The sequence below is a fragment of the Nocardia sp. FBN12 genome (assembly GCF_050320175.1).
In the GTDB taxonomy this organism is placed as follows: domain Bacteria; phylum Actinomycetota; class Actinomycetes; order Mycobacteriales; family Mycobacteriaceae; genus Nocardia.
This window is the reverse complement of sequence record NZ_CP190048.1, coordinates 982,768-998,609: the sequence shown is the minus strand read 5'-3', so window position 1 is coordinate 998,609 and position 15,842 is coordinate 982,768. Positions and strand designations below refer to the sequence as shown.

The following is a 15,842-nucleotide window of genomic DNA, read 5'->3' as shown; positions in this document are numbered from 1 at the left end:
GCTCGCGTCCACTGTGCAGTTCTCAAACAACACACCCACTCGCAACCATGTTCCGGGACTGACTCGACCCGAAGGCCGGCAGTATCTCGAAGATCCGAGCGGATCGTTTGTTTTGCCTTGAAAGACACTCGCGTGTTCTTTCAGGACCCAATAGTGTGTCGGTATATCACCACGGCCGAAGACATTGCTTCCACCTAGTGCGATGAGTTTGTCAGTGTTCCACCCATGAGCGTCCGCAGACCTACGAATGAGATCTAAACGGTCTCTGACACAACCTCATCCACCTGTGTGGAGAGTTTGTGTAGATGTGCTCCTTAGAAAGGAGGTGATCCAGCCGCACCTTCCGGTACGGCTACCTTGTTACGACTTCGTCCCAATCGCCGATCCCACCTTCGACGGCTCCCTCCACAAGGGTTAGGCCACCGGCTTCGGGTGTTACCGACTTTCATGACGTGACGGGCGGTGTGTACAAGGCCCGGGAACGTATTCACCGCAGCGTTGCTGATCTGCGATTACTAGCGACTCCAACTTCACGGGGTCGAGTTGCAGACCCCGATCCGAACTGAGACCGGCTTTAAGGGATTCGCTCCACCTCGCGGTATCGCAGCCCTCTGTACCGGCCATTGTAGCATGTGTGAAGCCCTGGACATAAGGGGCATGATGACTTGACGTCGTCCCCACCTTCCTCCGAGTTGACCCCGGCAGTCTCTCACGAGTCCCCGCCATTACGCGCTGGCAACATAAGATAAGGGTTGCGCTCGTTGCGGGACTTAACCCAACATCTCACGACACGAGCTGACGACAGCCATGCACCACCTGTACACCGACCACAAGGGGGCCTACATCTCTGCAGGTTTCCGGTGTATGTCAAACCCAGGTAAGGTTCTTCGCGTTGCATCGAATTAATCCACATGCTCCGCCGCTTGTGCGGGCCCCCGTCAATTCCTTTGAGTTTTAGCCTTGCGGCCGTACTCCCCAGGCGGGGTACTTAATGCGTTAGCTACGGCACGGATCCCGTGGAAGGAAACCCACACCTAGTACCCACCGTTTACGGCATGGACTACCAGGGTATCTAATCCTGTTTGCTACCCATGCTTTCGCTTCTCAGCGTCAGTTACTTCCCAGAGACCCGCCTTCGCCACCGGTGTTCCTCCTGATATCTGCGCATTTCACCGCTACACCAGGAATTCCAGTCTCCCCTGAAGTACTCTAGTCTGCCCGTATCCCCTGCAAGCTTAAGGTTGAGCCCCAAGTTTTCACAGAAGACGCGACAGACCGCCTACAAGCTCTTTACGCCCAGTAATTCCGGACAACGCTCGCACCCTACGTATTACCGCGGCTGCTGGCACGTAGTTGGCCGGTGCTTCTTCTACAGGTACCGTCACTTACGCTTCGTCCCTGTCGAAAGGGGTTTACAACCCGAAGGCCGTCATCCCCCACGCGGCGTCGCTGCATCAGGCTTTCGCCCATTGTGCAATATTCCCCACTGCTGCCTCCCGTAGGAGTCTGGGCCGTGTCTCAGTCCCAGTGTGGCCGGTCACCCTCTCAGGTCGGCTACCCGTCGTCGCCTTGGTAGGCCGTTACCCCACCAACAAGCTGATAGGCCGCGGGCCCATCCTGTACCGATAAATCTTTCCACCACCGACCATGCGATCGGTGGTCATATCCGGTATTAGACCCAGTTTCCCAGGCTTATCCCGAAGTACAGGGCAGATCACCCACGTGTTACTCACCCGTTCGCCGCTCGTGTACCCCGAAGGGCCTTACCGCTCGACTTGCATGTGTTAAGCACGCCGCCAGCGTTCGTCCTGAGCCAGGATCAAACTCTCCGTTGAAGACTCTTAACTCATGTCCGAAGACACAAATCAGAAATATCTAACTAGAGTCCGAAAACCTAGCAAAGCCAAACACCAGCAAAAAAGATTCGCTGTTGTTTTCAATGTCCAACTCTCATGACCGGGGGGTACATGAGAAGTTGGCACCAATAATAATTATTGGCACTGACATTCATCGACACACTATTGAGTTCTCAAAGAACACACGCACACACTTCTACCCACGACTTCTCGGAGGGGTTTCGGTGAGGCAAGGGTTCGTACTTTAGCTCAGAAGGCTCATCGGAAGCAAGTCCCGAAGAGGTAACCCTGAACACATGATCAGTCAGGCGCTCAACGTCCTACCTCGTGTCCGAGCCAGTGGCTCAGTCGGCGTCCGTGTCGCTCTGACTCGAATAAAGTTACGCACCGACCAACACGAAGTCAAATCGGGTGGTCAAGGGCGGTTTCCAGACAGCAGGCCGGTGGTGAACCAGCTCGCCGCGGCCGCTGTGAAGCGATGGCGGTCCCACTGTCCCGCACCTTCGGGGATCATGCCGACCAGCGGAGTCTCGGTGACTCGCGGAAGGTCATCGCGATTGCATCGCGAGGCGAGGTCGGGGTCGGCCGGCCAAGAGCCGATCACCAAACCCGCGCACGCAACGCCGGCCGCGGCGAGCGTGCGGGTGGTGAGTTCACTGTGGTTGAGGGTGCCGAGGCCGGCGGCGGCGACAACAACCACCGGGGCTCCGAGCTTCTGGGCGAGGTCGAGCAGGGTGAACTCCCCCATCCGCACCAGCAGCCCGCCCGCACCCTCGACCAGCACCAGGTCTGCGCCGGCGAGCGAATCGACGGCGGCGACGGTGTCGCTCAGAGTCAGTAGCGGCATGGCCGCGCGGCGGGCGGCGGTGTCGGGAGCGAGCGGTTCCGGGTAGCGGGCGAGCTCGAGGGTGCGGGTCACCCCGGTCAGGCGGGTGATTTCGGCGAGGTCGCCCGGTTCGCCGGGGGCGATGCCGGTCTGGGCTGGTTTGCAGACCGCGACGGTGCGGCCCGCGGCCTGCGCGGCGGCGGCGAGTGCCGCGGTGACGACGGTTTTGCCGACGTCGGTCGAGGTGCCGCTGATCAGCAGGACAGTCATGCCGTCACCGCTTCCTTGCCGCGGGCGGACGCGAGGACGTCACCGAGGACCTCAGCGATCGTCTCGAGTTCAGCGGAGGTGAGGTCGGCGCGGGCGGTGAGGCGCAGCCGTGAGGTGCCTTCGGGGACCGAGGGCGGGCGGAAGCAGCCGACATCGAGGCCGCGGGCGCGGCATGCCTGCGCGGCATCGAACGCGACTTGGGCTTCGCCGAGGACGACGGAGACAACCGCGGAATCAGGATCGGCGACGCCGGCGATCCGGGCGATGTCGGCGGCGCGGTCGAGAACGCGGGTGGCCATCGACGGGTCGCGGCGCAAAAGCGCGAGGGCGGCGCGGGCCGCACCGACCGCGGCGGGCGCAAGGCCGGTGTCGAAGATGAAGGTGCGCGCGGCATCGATGAGGTGGGCGCGGATTCTGGCGTCCGCCAGGACCGCTCCGCCCTGGGCCGCGAATGCCTTCGACAGGGTCGCGGTGATCACCAGGTCCGGCTCGCCGGCCAAGCCCGACTCGTGGACGAGTCCGCGCCCGCCCTCGCCACGCACACCGAGACCATGGGCTTCGTCGACGATCAGGATGGCGCCGTTCGCCCTGGTGACGCGATGCAGGTCGGCCAGCGGTGCGAGGTCGCCGTCGGCGCTGAAGACCGAATCGGTGAGGACCAGCGCGCGTTCCTCGGCGCGCTCGGCGAGCAGTCGTTCGATCGCGGCGACATCGCGGTGCGGTGCGATCGCGACTCTCGCGCGGGAGAGCCTGCACGCGTCGACCAGCGAGGCGTGCGAGCCCGCATCGGAGACGACCAGGGTGCCGCGTCCGGCCAGCGCGGTGACCACGCCCAGGTTGGCGGCGTACCCGGTGGCGAAGACCAATCCTGTTTCGGCGCCGACGAATTCGGCCAGTTCGAGTTCGAGTAGCGCGTGCTCGGTGGTCGTTCCGGTGACCAAGCGCGAGCCCGTGGAGCCTGCTCCCCAGCGACGCACCGCCGCGATCGCGCCTTCGACGACCTCGGGGTGCCGGTGTAGGCCCAAGTAGTCATTGGAGGCGAGGTCGATAGCGGACGACTCGGCGACGCGCTCGCGCAAATGCCGACGTAGCCCGGCGTCGACCCGTTCGGCCGCACGCTCGTCCAACCAGCTCAACGGATCCGTACTCACAGTTGAACAGCATACTTGAACACCGTTCAGGACGGTCGGGCTCATGCGACCGAGGCCTTCACCGCCGCGCGCACGGCCTCGGTGACAGTGGCGATGTCGGCGGTGGTGCTGATGAACGGGGGCATCGTGTAGACGAGATTGCGGAACGGGCGGAGCCAGGCGCCCGCGTCGACCGCCGCATCGGTTGCCGCGCGCATATCGACAGGTTCATCGAGTTCCACGACACCGATCGCGCCGAGGACGCGGACCTCGGCGACGCCGGGGAGCTCGGCGAGCGGCGCGAGGCCTGCCCGTAGTTCGGACTCGATCCGGGCTACTTCGCCGCGCCAGTCCCGTGAGCGCAGCAACTCGATCGAGGCGACCGCCACGGCACAGGCCAGGGGGTTGCCCATGAAGGTCGGTCCGTGCATCAGCCCGCCGTGCGCCGCGCTGATCGCCTCGGCGATCCGTGTGGTGCACAGCGCCGCGGCCAGGGTGAGATAGCCGCCGGTCAGCGCCTTGCCGACGCACATCACGTCCGGCGCGACGCCAGCGTGATCGGCGGCGAACAGCTCGCCGGTGCGGCCGAATCCGGTGGCGATCTCGTCGAAGACGAGCAGGACGTCGTTGTCGTCGCAGATCCGGCGCAGTTCGGTGAGGTAGCGCGGGTCGTGCCAGCGCATGCCGCCCGCGCCCTGCACGACCGGTTCGACGATCACCGCGGCCAGTTCGTCGCGATGGGTGGCGACCGCGCGTTCGAGTTCGGCGACGTAGCCGGGCTCGAAGTCGCGCGGCGGCGCGGGGACGAAGACCTGCTCGGTGAGAACGTCGGTCCACAGCGAGTGCATGCCGCCGTCCGGGTCGCAAACGCTCATGGGTGTGAAGGTGTCGCCGTGGTATCCCCCACGCCAGGTGAGCAGCCGGTTCTTCGCCGGGCGACCGAGGCTGCGCCAGTACTGCAGGCACATCTTCGTCGCGACCTCGACCGAGACCGAGCCGGAGTCACAGAGGAAGACCTTGTCGAGGCCGGCGGGCGTGAGCTCGACCAGCAATTGGGTCAGGCGGGTGGCCGGCTCGTGGGTGAGGCCGCCGAACATCACGTGACTCATGCGCTGCGATTGCGCGAACAGGGCAGCGTCGAGAACGGGGTGGCAGTAGCCGTGGACCGCGGCCCACCACGAGCTCATCCCGTCGACGAGTTCGCGACCGTCGGCGAGGGTGAGGCGCGTTCCGGCCGCACTCGCCACGACCAGCGGCTCGGTGGTCGCGGGGAATCCGCCGTAGGGATGCCACACGTGTTCGGCATCGAGGGCGGTGATCTGCTCGGGGCTCAGGTTCACAGGTTTCCTCGTCGTCGCCCGGTGCTGCCGAGACGACAGCCTTGAACGCTGTTCAAGTTATCACTTGCCGTCGTCGGGAGATCAGGTGTCCGCGTGATTCGCGATCGCGGCGGGCATCCGAGCGAGTGCGTCCCTGACCACGGCGAGCGAGTGCGCGCCGAGTTCGGCGGCGATCGCCTGCTCGATCCGCTGGATGTGCTGCCCGGCCAGCGCCACCGCCCCGTGCCCCGCCGCCGTGAGGACGATCAGCCGCGCGCGCCGGTCGGCGGGGTCGGGTGCGCGCTCCACGTATCCGTTCTTTTCCAGGTGCGTGACCAACTCCCCCATCGACTGCTGGGTCATCCCGGCGGCCTCGGCCAGCGCGGTCACCCGGGATCCGCCCGGCGCCAGGTACCGGAATACCGCGTAGTGCGCGGGGCGCAGGTCGGCTCCGAGCCCCGCGCGCAGCTCGGGGTTCAGCGCACGCTCGTAGGCGTCGGCCGCCTGGACCAGCAGTTTCAGCAATGAGGAGCGTTCAGCCATTGACATAATAGGAAGGTTACCTTTATATCTGGGTGATGGCTGACATCGGTTCCGTCCTCACCTTCCGCAACGGGCACAGGGTCACGCTCGTCGAACGCGGCGCCGACGCACAGGGCGCCTACCTGCGCCTCGAACACGTGCTGCCGCACATCGGCCGGGAGGCGGGCCCGCACTGGCATCCCGAGATCAGCGAGACCTGGACCATCCGCACCGGTCAGGTGCGGTTTCGGATCGGCGGAGCGGAGATCGTCGCACAGCCGGGCGATACGGTGACCGCTCCTGCGCGCGTCGTGCACGAGTTCTGGAACGAAGCCGAGGACACCGTGCTGGACCATGTGATCCGTCCGCCGCTGCAACACTGGGAGATGTTCGCGTTCTGGAGCGGCCTCGACAACGCGAACAAGACGACCACGAGCAAGCTCCCCCGCAATCCGCTCGCCCTCGGTCTGCTGTGGGAGTACCAGGACGGCTATCTCGCCGGTCCGCCCGCTTTCCTGCAGCGGCTGATCTTCGGCGGATTGGCCGGGCTCGCGCGGCGCACGGGCTACGCCCGGCGGTTGCTCGCGACCACATCGGCCTGAGTGGCGGTCAGCGAGCGGACGGTCACATCGTGCGCGGTGGGGCCCGCAGGTCCATTACTGTCGTAGCATGTCGAGCCCGAACGACCGACCCGAGGTGTGGCCGGGCACCGCGTATCCACTGGGCGCGACCTACGACGGCGGCGGCACGAATTTCTCGGTGTTCTCCGAAGTCGCCACGAAGGTGGAGCTCTGCCTGATCGCCAAGGACGGCTCTGAGACCCGCGTCGACCTCGATGAAGTCGACGGTTATGTCCGGCACGCCTATCTCCCGTCCGTCACGCCGGGTCAGCGCTACGGCTTTCGTATCCACGGCCCGTACGATCCGGAGCTCGGATTGCGGTGCGACCCCAGCAAACTGCTGCTCGACCCGTACGGGAAGGCGTTCGACGGGGAGTTCGTCAACGATCCCTCGCTCTACACCTACGGGCTGGACTCGCTGGGCCACACGATGACCGGGGTGGTGATCAACCCGTTCTTCGACTGGGGTCCCGACCGGCCGCCGAACCGGCCCTATCACGAGACGGTGATCTACGAGGCGCACGTCAAGGGCCTGACGATGACGCACCCGGACATCCCGGAAGATCTGCGTGGCACCTATGCGGGCCTGGCGCATCCGGCCGTCATCGGGCATCTGAAGTCGCTGGGCGTCACCGCGATCGAGCTCATGCCGGTGCACCAGTTCTTCCACGACCACGTGCTCACCGATCAGGGACTGCGAAACTACTGGGGCTACAACAGCATCGGCTATCTCGCGCCGCACAACCAGTATTCGGCGCGGCCACGGGGTGACGGCGCGGTCGCGGAGTTCAAGGCGATGGTGCGCGCGATGCACGCCGAGGGCATCGAGGTGATTCTCGATGTCGTCTACAACCACACCGGCGAGGGCAACCACAACGGACCGACACTGAGCTTGCGCGGCATCGACAACGCCGCCTACTACCGGCTCGAAGAGGACGACCCCGAGCACTACAAGGACTACACCGGCACCGGCAACAGCCTCAATGTCCGCCATCCGCACACCCTGCAGCTGATCATGGACTCGCTGCGGTACTGGATTCTGGACATGCACGTCGACGGGTTCCGCTTCGACCTCGCCGCCACGCTGGCACGCGAATTGCATGATGTGGACCGGCTTTCCGCGTTCTTCGACCTCGTCCACCAGGATCCGGTGGTGAGTCAGGTCAAGCTCATCGCCGAACCGTGGGACGTCGGCGAGGGCGGCTACCAGGTCGGCAACTTCCCCAGCCTGTGGACCGAGTGGAACGGCAAATACCGCGACACCGTGCGTGACTACTGGCGTGGGGAGCCTGCGACGCTGGGCGAGTTCGCCTCCCGGCTCACCGGATCGTCGGATCTGTACGAGTCGACGGGCCGGCGGCCGGGCGCCAGCATCAACTTCGTCACCGCGCACGACGGGTTCACGCTGCGAGATCTGGTGTCCTACAACGAGAAACACAACGATGCCAACGGTGAGGGCAATCGGGACGGCGAGAGCCACAACCGGTCGTGGAACTGTGGTGTCGAAGGCGAGACCGACGATCCGCGGGTTCTCGCGCTGCGTGCGCGTCAGCAGCGCAATCTGCTGGCCACGCTGATCCTGAGTCAGGGCACGCCGATGCTCGCCCACGGTGACGAGATCGGGCGCACTCAGCTCGGCAACAACAATGTGTACTGCCAGGATTCGCCGCTGGCGTGGATGGACTGGTCGCTGGCCGAGTCGAACGCCGACCTGCTCGAATTCACCCGGACGGTGATCGCCTTGCGCACCGAACATCCGATCTTCCGGCGCCGCCGTTTCCTGGCCGCCGGTCCGAGCGACGACAACGGCCATCGGCGCGAGATCGCCTGGTTCGCGCCCGCGGGCACCGAGATGACCAACGACGACTGGGACAGCGGCTTCGGCAAGTCACTGGCCGTGCTGCTCGACGGCGACGGGATCGCCGAACCTGGTCCGCGAGGTGAGCGCATCAGCGACGACTCGTTCCTGCTGTGCTTCAATGCGCACGACGAAGCGATCGATTTCGTGCTGCCGGGCCCGGAGTTCGGTGCGCGATGGTCGCTCGCCCTGGATTGTTCGACCCCCACCGGCGCGGCCGACGCGGTACACACGGCCGCGGCGACGCTGCCGGTGGCCAGCCGCTGCCTGCTCGTATTGCGCCGAACCGCCTAGCCGCCGAGCGAGACCATGACCGAGACCTATGTGACCGATCCCCAGACCATGCTCCATCGTGCGCCCGTGCGGGCAGGCACGGTGCGTAGCACCTACCGGTTGCAGTTGCGCCCCGACGCGCTCACCTTCGCCGATGCCCGCGCCATCGCCGAATACCTGCAGCAGCTCGGCATCTCGCACCTGTATCTGTCGCCGATCCTGACCGCGGCGCACGGGTCGACGCACGGGTACGACATCACCGATCCGACCTCGGTCTCCGCCGCCCTCGGCGGGCCGACGGGGCTCAAGGCACTGTCGGACGAAGTGCGCAGTCGCGGAATGGGATTGATCGTCGACATGGTGCCCAACCATGTGGGGGTCGCCGATCCGCGGCAGAATTCGTGGTGGTGGGATGTGCTGCGCAACGGCCAGAAGTCGCAGTACGCCAAGTACTTCGACATCGACTGGAGCTCGGGCAACGGCGCGGGCGGGCGGCTGGCGCTACCGGTCCTGCAGAACGAGAACGACCCGGCGGCGCTGACCGTCGACCGGTCCGGGCCGGAACCGATGCTGGCACTGCACGATCTGCGCTTCCCGATCGCGGCGGGCACCGACGGCGACAACGCGCTGCGCATCCACGACCGCCAGCACTACCGGCTCGTCAGCTGGAAGGCGGGGGTGTGCACGTATCGGCGGTTCTTCGCGGTGAGCAGTCTGGCCGCCCTCCGGCAGGAAGACCCTGAGGTGTTCGAGGCGACGCACCGGGAGCTGGCGGCCTGGTGCGAACACGATCTGATCGATGGTGTCCGGGTGGACCATCCGGACGGATTGTCTTATCCGAGTGCCTATCTCACCCGGCTACGCAGGCTGATCGGTCCGCAGCGGCTGTTGCTGATCGAGAAGATCCTCGCCAATCGCGAGCCGTTGGACGCGACGCTGCCGGTCGACGGAACCACCGGCTATGACGCGCTCGCCGATCTCGGTGGGGTGCTGATCGATCCCGCGGGCGAGACGACGCTGACCGAACTGTCCCAGCACGTCGCCGGACACGGGAGCGACCGGTCGTGGTTCGGCGAGACCGAGCATCGGATCAAACGGGCCGTCGCGGAAACCATTCTGGCGCCGGAGATCCGGCGATTGGTCGCCGCGATCAAACGCGACGGCAACGCGGGCAGTTTCGACACCCTCGCGGTGAGCAACGCGACCATCGAGGTGCTGGCTTTCATGCCGGTGTACCGGGTGGATTACGCGCCGCTGGCCGGGATGACGGCCGCCGTCGTGGCGGAGGTGGAGAAACGCAACGCCGAACTGACGGCGCCGCTGTCGGTGCTGGTGACCGCGCTGTCGGTGGGAGGTGAAGCGGCGACGAGGTTCTCGCAGGTGTGCGGGGCGATCACCGCCAAGTCGGTCGAGGACACGATGTTCTATCAGGGTGCGCGGTTGGTGTCGCTCCAGGAGGTGGGCGGCAATCCGGCGCGATTCGGGCACACCGTCAACGACTTCCACCTGTCCAACAGCGAACGCGCGCAGCGCTGGCCCGCGACCATGACCACGATCTCGACCCACGACACCAAGCGCGGTGAGGATGTGCGCGCCCGGATCGGGGTGCTGTCGCAGATGGCCGACGTCTGGTCGCAGCGGGTTCGTGGCTGGCTGGAAACCACCCCCGCGCCCGACGGGGCGACGGCATTGTTCTTGTTGCAGAACATGTTCGGGGTGTGGCCCGCCGACGGGCGACCTGCCTCGTCGGTGCCGGGCCTGCGGGATCGCCTGCACATGTTCGCGGAGAAGTCGATTCGCGAGGCCGGCACCAAGACATCGTGGGAAGAGCCCGACGCGGAGTTCGAATCGGCCGTGCACGGTTGGCTCGACGCGGTGATCGACGGTCCGGTCGGCACCGGCATCGGCGATCTGGCACATGAGCTCGCGCCGCACGCATGGTCGGACGCGGTGGCGCAGAAGCTCTTACAGCTGTGCGCGCCCGGGATTCCCGATATCTATCAGGGCACCGAGTTGTGGGAGGACTCCCTCGTCGACCCCGACAATCGGCGGCCGGTCAACTTCGCCACCCGGGTCGGGATGCTCCAATCGCTCACCGACACACCGACCCTGGATACCACCGGCGCGGCGAAGATGTGGGTGGTCGCGTACGCGTTGTGGTTGCGGCGGGAGCGGCCGGAGTGCTTCGTCGGCGGGATGTACCGACCGCTGTACGCCGTCGGCGAGCACGCGCATCGGTTCGTCGCCTACGGGCGAGGGCCCGCCGGTGAGGCGCCGGAGGTGATCGTGGCGGTGACCCGGCATTCGGTCGGGCTCGCGGCGACGGGCTGGCTCGACACCACGTTGCCACTGCCCCAGGGCAATTGGACTGATCGATTGACCGGCAACACCTTCTCGGGCAGCGCCAAGCTGGACAAACTCTTCGCCCGGCTGCCTGTCGCGCTGCTGGTGCGCTGACTGCTCGAAGCACGCGCCGGGCTGAGCGAGCACAAGCGAGGGACCGACGCAGGGTGCGTCGGTCCCTCGTGTCCAGCTCAGTGGCTGCGACGTAGGCCCAGATACTGCAGGGCCGCGAAACCGCCGACAGTCACCGACTGCATGACTGCCCACACCGCGCCCACTGTGGTGAGACCGAGCGCGCCGGTCGACAGCGCGACGAGACTGGCCACGACCCAGGCGGCGTTGCCGATCGCCACCGCCGATGCCGCGGCCCGGTTGACCGGCGCCGAGCGGCCGACGACCGCGACGGCGAGGCCGTAGGCGGTGAGGAAAGCGCCGATCACGATGCTGACGCCGGCATCGAGTCCCAGTAGCCGTTCCAGCGGATGCGCCAGTGCCAGATAGGCCAGGCCGTTGGCGGTGGTGACAACGGCGTCGAGACGAAGCGCCAGCAGCAGGCTCTCGCCGGAGGTGAACAACGCGGACAGGCGGGACGGGGCGGTGGCGGTCATGGCGGATTTCCTTGGCTGCGAAGGGGTCAGTTGGTGGCGGGGACCTGGTCGAGGAACCCGTAGACGCTGTCGATTCGGCCGTCGGTGAGGACGGCGACATCGAAGCCGATCACGACGGCGGGAGCGTCGGCCGGGCCGAGGCCCCAGGTGAAGCGGACCTGGTCGTGGTGGGCGTCGACGGGACCGGCCAGGGTGAAAGTCCAGTCGGGGAACTGGGCCTGGACGCCGGCGATGGCGGCCTCGAGTTCGGCGTGGCCGGTGACCGCGACCAGCGGGTCGACGTAGCGGGCGTCCGGGGTGAACAGGCGGGCGACGGCGGAGCGGCGGGCGGCGGGCTCGCGGGTGTTCCACGCTTCCAGGTACTGTGCGACGACGGTGTTCATCTCGACCTCCGAAATAGGCTTTGAGCTGGTGTTTCGCTGGTTGTTCCTGCGATGGGTACAACGTTATGGCGCGCGGGGGGTCGGTCGAATCAGTCGCCTATAGGTACTTTTCCCGTCGCGACTACGGGCGGTACCGGTACGGCGATACGGTGGAGCCCATGCTGCACGGACGCGATGCCGAACAGGCCAGGATCGACGACCTGATCAGCGCGGCGCGCGCAGGACGTAGCGGGGCCCTGGTGGTGCGCGGTGAGGCCGGGATCGGGAAGACCGCGCTACTGGATTACGCAGCAGCGCAAGGTGTTCCGACAGCGCGTAGCGCGGGGATCGAGTCCGAGGCCGAATTGCCCTTCGCGGCACTGCATCTGCTGGTCAGGCCGGGTATGGAGCTGGTGCGCCAACTGCCGTCGCGGCAGCGTGACGCGCTCGAGGCGGCGTTCGGGCTCGGCGAGGGCGCACCCGCCGATCGGATGCTGATCGGGCTGGCGGTGCTGACCCTGCTTGCCGAGGAGGCAGCGCAGGGACCGCTGCTGTGTGTGATCGACGACGCGCAGTGGCTCGACCAGGCCAGCGCGGAGGCACTGCTGTTCGCGGCGCGCAGGCTCGAGGCCGAGGGGGTGGTGATGCTGTTCGCGACGCGCTCGGGGCCGCAGGATTTTCCCGCTCCCGGGCTGCCCGAACTCGCACTGCCGGGCTTGCGGCCCGAGGCGTCGGCGGCACTACTCGATGCCGGTCCCATCCCGCTGAGTCCGGCCGTGCGGTATCGACTGCTCGCCGAGGCGGGCGGCAATCCGCTTGCCCTGCTGGAACTTCCGTCCGTGGTCGGCGACGGCAGTGTCGATGACGCGAATCCCCTGCCGTTGACGCAGCGGTTGCAGCTGGCCTTCCACGGCCGCGTCGCCCGCTTGCCCGCGGCCACCCGGACCGTACTGCTGGTCGCGGCGGTGGCCGGTGCCGCGGACCTGGCACCGATCCTGCGTGCCTCGGCCGGTCTCGGTGCGTCACTGCGGGATCTGCAACCCGCCCAGGACGCGGGCATGATCGGCACCGACGGTCAGGTGCTGACCTGGCACCACCCACTGATGCGGTCGGCGGTGTACCAAGGTGCCGCGCTCACCGACCGCCTCGCCGCCCATCGCGCCCTCGCCGACGCACTGAGCGGCGACGACGCCGCGGACTTGCGCGCATGGCATCTCGCCAGTGCCGCAACAGGTCCCGACGAGGACACCGCGACCGCACTCGAGCACACAGCCGACCGTGCCCGGCGCCGCCACGGCCTCCATGCCGCCGTGACCGCCTACGATCGCGCGGCCGCGCTGAGCATCGACACGAGCGCCCGCGTACGCAGACTCGTCCTCGCCGCCGAGTCCGCGACGGAGGCAGGCCTCACCGACCGCGCGGAGCGACTCGCCGAGCGAGCCGCGTCGCTGTCGAGCGAGGTCCGGGAGCCGGCACGCGAGACCCCCGACGGCCGAGCAACCGGCGGCGCGACCGGGCAGGCAGCGCGGCCTGGCGAACGAGAGCCTTTGAGTTCCGCGGGGGCAGTCGGCGGGCGTGGCGAGCAGGTCATCGCGGCCGAGGTAAGTGATGCCGAGTTCGAACTGCGGCTGGACCTGGTACGGGCGCAGGCCGAATTCGCGGGCGGCAAACCGGGTTCCGCGCATCGGCGGTTGATGTCGGCGGCCGTCGCGGTGCGCGAGTCGGATCCCCGTGGTGCGGCCCGGATTCTGACCAAGGCCGTACACACCGCGTGGTACCTCGGACCCGACGAGCTCGACGAGGTCGCCGATGTCCTGGCGACACTGCGGCTGGTGGACGAAGATCCCGCGACGCCGATCGCGCGGTATCTGACCGGGTCGGTGACGGGTCAGCGGGTCGCCGACCTGCGGGACGCGGCGGCCGCGGCCCGGGCGGGCGGAGCGGACAGTCCCGCCGACCTCGTGCAGTTGTGTGGCAGCGGCTTGGTCGTCGGGCAGGACGAGCAGGTCGAGGAGCTGGCCGGCGACTTGATCAGGGAATGCAGGGAGCAGGGGCGGATCGCCTTGCTGGCGCCGCTGTTGTTCTTCCGATCCGAGGGGTTGTTGTTCGGTGGGCGACCGAGGGAGAGCCGGATCGCGGCCGAGGAGGGGTTGCGGATCGCACAGGACATCGGACAGGTGCAATGGGTCAGTCAGATCCACGCGTATCTGGCGTATCTCGCCGCGCTACAAGGTGATTCGACACGGTGCCGCGACCACGCCGACCGTGCCGTAGCCGAGGAATTCGGTGGGGCGGGCGCGGTCGGTGCGTCGTGGGCGCATGCGGCCATGGCGCTGCTGGCGCTCGGGGAAGGCAGGCTGGAGCAGGCGCGGACCGAGCTCGCGCATATGACGGTCGAACCAGCTCGCCATCACGTCATAGGGCTGCGCACGCTGCCGGATCAGATCGAGGTGGCGGTCCGGCTCGGCGCGACCGAACACGCGACCGAGGCACTGGACCGGCTGACCACCTGGTCGCAGCGGGCCGGGCAGGAGTGGATCGCGGCGCTGGCGGCCCGCGGACGTGCGCTGCTGGCCGATGGATCGGACGCCGAGCAGCACTTCCAGTCCGCACTCACCGCGAACCGGCCGTTCGACGAAGCCCGCACCCGGCTGCTCTACGGCGAATGGCTGCGCCGCGACAAACGCAAGGTCGACGCGCGCACTCAGCTCGAGCAAGCGATGGCGCTGTTCGATCGGCTCGACGCGGCGCTGTGGAGCGAACGCGCCCGCACCGAGCTGGGCGCGCTCGGTGTCGGAACCGGTGCGCGCGCGAGCGGCGGCCCGCTGAACGTGCTCACTCCGCAGGAGTCACAAATCGTCCGGCTGGCGGCACAGGGCCTGTCGAACAGGGAGATCGCGGCCCGGCTGTTCCTGAGCCACCGCACAGTCGGCCATCACCTGTACAAGGCCTATCCGAAGCTGGGCGTGCTGTCGCGCGGTGAGCTGAGCGCGCTCGATCTGGACGAGTGATCCGCGGCGGGCAGACGATGAGCTCGGAAGCGCCGAATCAGCTGCGCGACGCGGTGCGGGTGGCGCCGATGGTCCAGCGGACGGCGGCGACCGCGGCCGCGGCCAGCACCGCGACCTGCGGCGACCCGACGATCAGGAGCAACAGCGCACCGACCACGAGCGCGCCGACGAGCGCCTCGAGCTTGTAGACCGGCCAAGCGCTACCCGCGATGTCGACGGTCGCGGATGCTGCCGGTGAGGTGAGCACTGCCATGCAGACCAGGATAGACGCACATCGAAGTTCGGGCCACCGAACTTATTCGAATCACCCCATCGGGAACATCACATACCGATGAATCGTTGTGCAGGTCATGCCACTCACAGGAGAGTACGCACCGAGCACTTCGGACTGGGCACGCGAACAGGCCGAGACCTACGAGAACTCCGGCGGCGCCGAGGGCACCTCGCTGCAAGGCAAGCCCGTCATCCTGCTCACCACCAAGGGCGCCAAGACCGGCAAGCTGCGCAAGACGCCGCTGATGCGCGTCGAGCACGAGGGTGAGTACGCCGTCGTGGCGTCGCTGGGCGGGGCGCCGAAGAACCCCGTCTGGTACTACAACATCAAGGCCGATCCGCATGTCGAACTGCGTGATGGCACCACCACCAAGGACTACACCGCGCGCGAGGTAGTCGGCGAGGAGCGGGCGCGGTGGTGGGAGCGCGCGGTCGCCGCGTGGCCCGACTACGACGAGTACACGAAGAAGACCGATCGCGTGATCCCGGTCTTCGTCCTCACCCCACGCTGAATCCGCAGGTCCGAGCCCACCCGCCGTGATCACCACGGCGGGTGGTTCCCATCGTCACG

The 15,842-nt window shown here is 67.0% G+C and carries 12 protein-coding genes and 1 rRNA gene; 5 read left to right on the top strand and 8 right to left on the bottom strand.

Annotated elements, in window-relative coordinates; all coding sequences use genetic code 11:
* Positions 1–318: 318 nt before the first annotated feature.
* The 5 genes from ACQHI0_RS04985 to ACQHI0_RS04965 all read right to left on the bottom strand — a co-directional run bounded on the left by ACQHI0_RS04985 (position 319) and on the right by ACQHI0_RS04965 (position 5,944).
* Positions 319–1,835 (bottom strand): 16S ribosomal RNA (locus ACQHI0_RS04985).
* A 436-nt stretch (positions 1,836–2,271) separates the two neighbouring features.
* The gene (gene bioD, locus ACQHI0_RS04980; protein ID WP_427906745.1) at positions 2,272–2,952 is read right to left on the bottom strand and encodes a dethiobiotin synthase; all 681 of its coding nucleotides are present in this window, start codon (positions 2,950–2,952) and stop codon (positions 2,272–2,274) included.
* On the bottom strand, positions 2,949–4,148 hold the full coding sequence (locus ACQHI0_RS04975; protein ID WP_427906744.1) for an 8-amino-7-oxononanoate synthase: 1,200 nt from the start codon (positions 4,146–4,148) through the stop codon (positions 2,949–2,951). Before ACQHI0_RS04975 ends, bioD begins: the two co-directional genes overlap by 4 nt.
* Positions 4,145–5,422 (bottom strand): adenosylmethionine--8-amino-7-oxononanoate transaminase, encoded by a 1,278-nt coding sequence (locus ACQHI0_RS04970; protein ID WP_427906743.1) that lies wholly within the window; start codon positions 5,420–5,422, stop codon positions 4,145–4,147. The genes ACQHI0_RS04975 and ACQHI0_RS04970 overlap by 4 nt, the downstream gene beginning before the upstream one ends.
* Positions 5,423–5,503: 81 nt before the next feature.
* Entirely contained in the window at positions 5,504–5,944 is a 441-nt protein-coding gene (locus ACQHI0_RS04965; protein ID WP_427906742.1) for a MarR family winged helix-turn-helix transcriptional regulator, read from the bottom strand.
* Between the two features lie 35 nt (positions 5,945–5,979).
* Between ACQHI0_RS04965 and ACQHI0_RS04960 the strand changes: the two genes are divergently transcribed.
* The 3 genes from ACQHI0_RS04960 to treY all read left to right on the top strand — a co-directional run bounded on the left by ACQHI0_RS04960 (position 5,980) and on the right by treY (position 11,131).
* Positions 5,980–6,525, top strand: a complete 546-nt coding sequence (locus ACQHI0_RS04960) for a cupin domain-containing protein (protein WP_427906741.1) — start codon at positions 5,980–5,982, stop codon at positions 6,523–6,525.
* Positions 6,526–6,592: 67 nt separating this feature from the next.
* Positions 6,593–8,695: a glycogen debranching protein GlgX gene (glgX, locus tag ACQHI0_RS04955; protein ID WP_427906740.1), complete on the top strand. Its 2,103-nt coding sequence runs from the start codon at positions 6,593–6,595 to the stop codon at positions 8,693–8,695.
* Between the two features lie 48 nt (positions 8,696–8,743).
* Entirely contained in the window at positions 8,744–11,131 is a 2,388-nt protein-coding gene (gene treY / locus ACQHI0_RS04950; RefSeq protein WP_427909085.1) for a malto-oligosyltrehalose synthase, read from the top strand.
* Positions 11,132–11,208: 77 nt separating this feature from the next.
* Here treY and ACQHI0_RS04945 read toward each other — a convergent pair whose 3' ends face one another.
* Entirely contained in the window at positions 11,209–11,625 is a 417-nt protein-coding gene (locus ACQHI0_RS04945; RefSeq protein ID WP_427906739.1) for a hypothetical protein, read from the bottom strand.
* Between the two features lie 26 nt (positions 11,626–11,651).
* On the bottom strand, positions 11,652–12,008 hold the full coding sequence (locus ACQHI0_RS04940; protein WP_266299647.1) for a nuclear transport factor 2 family protein: 357 nt from the start codon (positions 12,006–12,008) through the stop codon (positions 11,652–11,654).
* Between the two features lie 158 nt (positions 12,009–12,166).
* Here ACQHI0_RS04940 and ACQHI0_RS04935 point away from each other — a divergent pair, with 158 nt between their 5' ends.
* Positions 12,167–14,998: a helix-turn-helix transcriptional regulator gene (locus ACQHI0_RS04935; RefSeq protein ID WP_427906738.1), complete on the top strand. Its 2,832-nt coding sequence runs from the start codon at positions 12,167–12,169 to the stop codon at positions 14,996–14,998.
* Between the two features lie 37 nt (positions 14,999–15,035).
* Here ACQHI0_RS04935 and ACQHI0_RS04930 read toward each other — a convergent pair whose 3' ends face one another.
* Positions 15,036–15,251, bottom strand: a complete 216-nt coding sequence (locus tag ACQHI0_RS04930; protein ID WP_427906737.1) for a hypothetical protein — start codon at positions 15,249–15,251, stop codon at positions 15,036–15,038.
* A gap of 97 nt (positions 15,252–15,348) precedes the next feature.
* On the opposite strand from ACQHI0_RS04930, the gene ACQHI0_RS04925 reads away from it, so the two are divergent.
* The gene (locus ACQHI0_RS04925; RefSeq protein WP_427906736.1) at positions 15,349–15,783 is read left to right on the top strand and encodes a nitroreductase family deazaflavin-dependent oxidoreductase; all 435 of its coding nucleotides are present in this window, start codon (positions 15,349–15,351) and stop codon (positions 15,781–15,783) included.
* Positions 15,784–15,842 lie beyond the last annotated feature (59 nt).

What these genes read in the sequence shown, in the direction of transcription:
- bioD (WP_427906745.1), bottom strand. Translation starts at nt 2,952, where the DNA reads ATGACTGTCCTGCTGATCAGCGGCACCTCGACCGACGTCGGCAAAACC.
- ACQHI0_RS04975 (WP_427906744.1), bottom strand. Translation starts at nt 4,148, where the DNA reads ATGAGCCCGACCGTCCTGAACGGTGTTCAAGTATGCTGTTCAACTGTG.
- ACQHI0_RS04965 (WP_427906742.1), bottom strand. Translation starts at nt 5,944, where the DNA reads ATGGCTGAACGCTCCTCATTGCTGAAACTGCTGGTCCAGGCGGCCGAC.
- ACQHI0_RS04960 (WP_427906741.1), top strand. Translation starts at nt 5,980, where the DNA reads ATGGCTGACATCGGTTCCGTCCTCACCTTCCGCAACGGGCACAGGGTC.
- glgX (WP_427906740.1), top strand. Translation starts at nt 6,593, where the DNA reads ATGTCGAGCCCGAACGACCGACCCGAGGTGTGGCCGGGCACCGCGTAT.
- treY (WP_427909085.1), top strand. Translation starts at nt 8,744, where the DNA reads ATGCTCCATCGTGCGCCCGTGCGGGCAGGCACGGTGCGTAGCACCTAC.
- ACQHI0_RS04945 (WP_427906739.1), bottom strand. Translation starts at nt 11,625, where the DNA reads ATGACCGCCACCGCCCCGTCCCGCCTGTCCGCGTTGTTCACCTCCGGC.
- ACQHI0_RS04940 (WP_266299647.1), bottom strand. Translation starts at nt 12,008, where the DNA reads ATGAACACCGTCGTCGCACAGTACCTGGAAGCGTGGAACACCCGCGAG.
- ACQHI0_RS04935 (WP_427906738.1), top strand. Translation starts at nt 12,167, where the DNA reads ATGCTGCACGGACGCGATGCCGAACAGGCCAGGATCGACGACCTGATC.
- ACQHI0_RS04930 (WP_427906737.1), bottom strand. Translation starts at nt 15,251, where the DNA reads ATGGCAGTGCTCACCTCACCGGCAGCATCCGCGACCGTCGACATCGCG.
- ACQHI0_RS04925 (WP_427906736.1), top strand. Translation starts at nt 15,349, where the DNA reads ATGCCACTCACAGGAGAGTACGCACCGAGCACTTCGGACTGGGCACGC.